This is a genomic window from Frateuria sp. Soil773, assembly GCF_001428405.1.
In the GTDB taxonomy this organism is placed as follows: Bacteria; Pseudomonadota; Gammaproteobacteria; order Xanthomonadales; family Rhodanobacteraceae; genus LMSL01.
The window spans coordinates 1-3,158 of the sequence record NZ_LMSL01000029.1 but is presented as its reverse complement, the minus strand read 5'-3'; the positions used below and the strand labels follow the sequence as shown (position 1 = coordinate 3,158).

2 tRNA genes and 2 rRNA genes are annotated in these 3,158 nt (G+C 55.6%); all 4 read left to right on the top strand.

What is annotated here, in order from left to right:
* The first annotated feature begins 255 nt into the window (after positions 1-255).
* Positions 256-1,800, top strand: a 16S ribosomal RNA gene (locus ASG87_RS09710).
* 97 nt (positions 1,801-1,897) lie between these two features.
* A tRNA-Ile gene (locus ASG87_RS09705) sits at positions 1,898-1,974 on the top strand.
* Between the two features lie 30 nt (positions 1,975-2,004).
* Positions 2,005-2,080: transfer RNA gene (locus ASG87_RS09700), tRNA-Ala, on the top strand.
* Between the two features lie 213 nt (positions 2,081-2,293).
* Positions 2,294-3,158 (top strand): 23S ribosomal RNA (locus ASG87_RS09695); the annotation flags it as partial.

Below are 3,158 nucleotides of genomic sequence, written 5' to 3'. Positions count from 1 at the left end.
GCAGGTGTTGACGGACCGAAAGATGGATGTAGAATGGGCGGCTCACCCGGGACGAAAGGTCTTGGGGCGGTTCGAGAAACGGATCGCAAGTGACTGATCTTTGACAGTATGCGCAGGTGACTTGTGTGGACGCCTTGCAGTGGACGGAATGCCTGTCCAAGAAATGCAAGGGTCCAACGCAAACAAGTCAGCAATGACGTTTTACGTTGGGACAACCCTTCAGAAAGATAGATCGGTTTCGGCCGGTCGAAAACTTAAGTGAAGAGTTTGATCCTGGCTCAGATTGAACGCTGGCGGCATGCCTAACACATGCAAGTCGAACGGCAGCACAGGGGAGCTTGCTCCCTGGGTGGCGAGTGGCGGACGGGTGAGTAATGCATCGGGACCTGCCCAGACGTGGGGGATAACGTAGGGAAACTTACGCTAATACCGCATACGTCCTACGGGAGAAAGCGGGGGATCTTCGGACCTCGCGCGGTTGGATGGACCGATGTTCGATTAGCTAGTTGGCGGGGTAATGGCCCACCAAGGCGACGATCGATAGCTGGTCTGAGAGGATGATCAGCCACACTGGGACTGAGACACGGCCCAGACTCCTACGGGAGGCAGCAGTGGGGAATATTGGACAATGGGCGCAAGCCTGATCCAGCAATGCCGCGTGTGTGAAGAAGGCCTTCGGGTTGTAAAGCACTTTTATCAGGAACGAAACACTGTCGGTTAATACCCGGCGGGACTGACGGTACCTGAGGAATAAGCACCGGCTAACTTCGTGCCAGCAGCCGCGGTAATACGAAGGGTGCAAGCGTTAATCGGAATTACTGGGCGTAAAGCGTGCGTAGGCGGTTGTTTAAGTCTGCTGTGAAATCCCCGGGCTCAACCTGGGAATGGCAGTGGATACTGGACAGCTAGAGTGTGTCAGAGGATGGTGGAATTCCCGGTGTAGCGGTGAAATGCGTAGAGATCGGGAGGAACATCAGTGGCGAAGGCGGCCATCTGGGACAACACTGACGCTGAGGCACGAAAGCGTGGGGAGCAAACAGGATTAGATACCCTGGTAGTCCACGCCCTAAACGATGCGAACTGGATGTTGGTCTCAACTCGGAGATCAGTGTCGAAGCTAACGCGTTAAGTTCGCCGCCTGGGGAGTACGGTCGCAAGACTGAAACTCAAAGGAATTGACGGGGGCCCGCACAAGCGGTGGAGTATGTGGTTTAATTCGATGCAACGCGAAGAACCTTACCTGGCCTTGACATGTCCGGAATCCTGCAGAGATGCGGGAGTGCCTTCGGGAATCGGAACACAGGTGCTGCATGGCTGTCGTCAGCTCGTGTCGTGAGATGTTGGGTTAAGTCCCGCAACGAGCGCAACCCTTGTCCTTAGTTGCCAGCACGTAAAGGTGGGAACTCTAAGGAGACTGCCGGTGACAAACCGGAGGAAGGTGGGGATGACGTCAAGTCATCATGGCCCTTACGGCCAGGGCTACACACGTACTACAATGGTCGGTACAGAGGGTTGCAATACCGCGAGGTGGAGCCAATCCCAGAAAGCCGATCCCAGTCCGGATCGGAGTCTGCAACTCGACTCCGTGAAGTCGGAATCGCTAGTAATCGCGGATCAGCTATGCCGCGGTGAATACGTTCCCGGGCCTTGTACACACCGCCCGTCACACCATGGGAGTGAGTTGCTCCAGAAGCCGTTAGTCTAACCGCAAGGGGGACGACGACCACGGAGTGGTTCATGACTGGGGTGAAGTCGTAACAAGGTAGCCGTATCGGAAGGTGCGGCTGGATCACCTCCTTTCGAGCAAGGCAGCATTCGCTGCTGCAAGACGTCCACACAAGACACCTGCACATCCACGCGCCAAGGGCGCGTTTGGTCGTTAGACCGGAAGCTTTATGGGTCTGTAGCTCAGGTGGTTAGAGCGCACCCCTGATAAGGGTGAGGCCGGTGGTTCGAGTCCTCCCAGACCCACCACCGGTTGTTCGATGCCGACGCTTTGTTCCCGGGGCCATAGCTCAGCTGGGAGAGCACCTGCTTTGCAAGCAGGGGGTCGTCGGTTCGATCCCGACTGGCTCCACCAGCGACTGGATGTGTAGCGCATACAAAGATTAGTGAAGCCATCCGGCGTTGAGGCCGGCGTGGTGTTCTTTGAAAACGTAAACGAGTGACAAGCGTTTTGGTTCGAAACCGAACCGAGATGTGTCGTTGAGGCAAATAAGCGACGCGTTGTTTGGCGAATCCCAAGGTTCCTGAGGAGGAACGGGAGTAGCCCCGAGGCGACTTGGGGTTATATGGTCAAGCGACTAAGCGTATACGGTGGATGCCTTGGCAGTCAGAGGCGATGAAGGACGTGGCAGCCTGCGAAAAGTGTCGGGGAGCTGGCAACAAGCTTTGATCCGGCAATGTCCGAATGGGGAAACCCACCTCGCAAGAGGTATCGTGCGGTGAATACATAGCCGTACGAAGCGAACCCGGGGAACTGAAATATCTAAGTACCCGGAGGAAAAGAAATCAACCGAGATTCCCTCAGTAGCGACGAGCGAACGGGGACTAGCCCAAAAGCACACAATGTTCTAGCCAAACGGTCTGGAAAGGCCGGCCACAGAGGGTGATAGCCCCGTCGGCGAAAGGGCATCGTGTGTGAAATTGAGTAGGGCGGGGCACGAGAAACCCTGTCTGAACATGGGGGGACCATCCTCCAAGGCTAAATACTACTGACTGACCGATAGCGAACTAGTACCGTGAGGGAAAGGCGAAAAGAACCCCGGAGAGGGGAGTGAAATAGACCCTGAAACCGTATACGTACAAGCAGTGGAAGCCCGCAAGGGTGACTGCGTACCTTTTGTATAATGGGTCAGCGACTTACTGTCAGTGGCGAGCTTAACCGTCTAGGGGAGGCGAAGGGAAACCGAGTCTGAATAGGGCGCATAGTCTCTGGCAGTAGACCCGAAACCGAGTGATCTATCCTTGGCCAGGTTGAAGGTGCGGTAACACGCACTGGAGGACCGAACCCACATCTGTTGCAATAGATGGGGATGAGCTGAGGATAGGAGTGAAAGGCTAAACAAACTCGGAGATAGCTGGTTCTCCTCGAAAGCTATTTAGGTAGCGCCTCGGACGAATCTTCCTGGGGGTAGAGCACTGTTATGGCTAGCGGG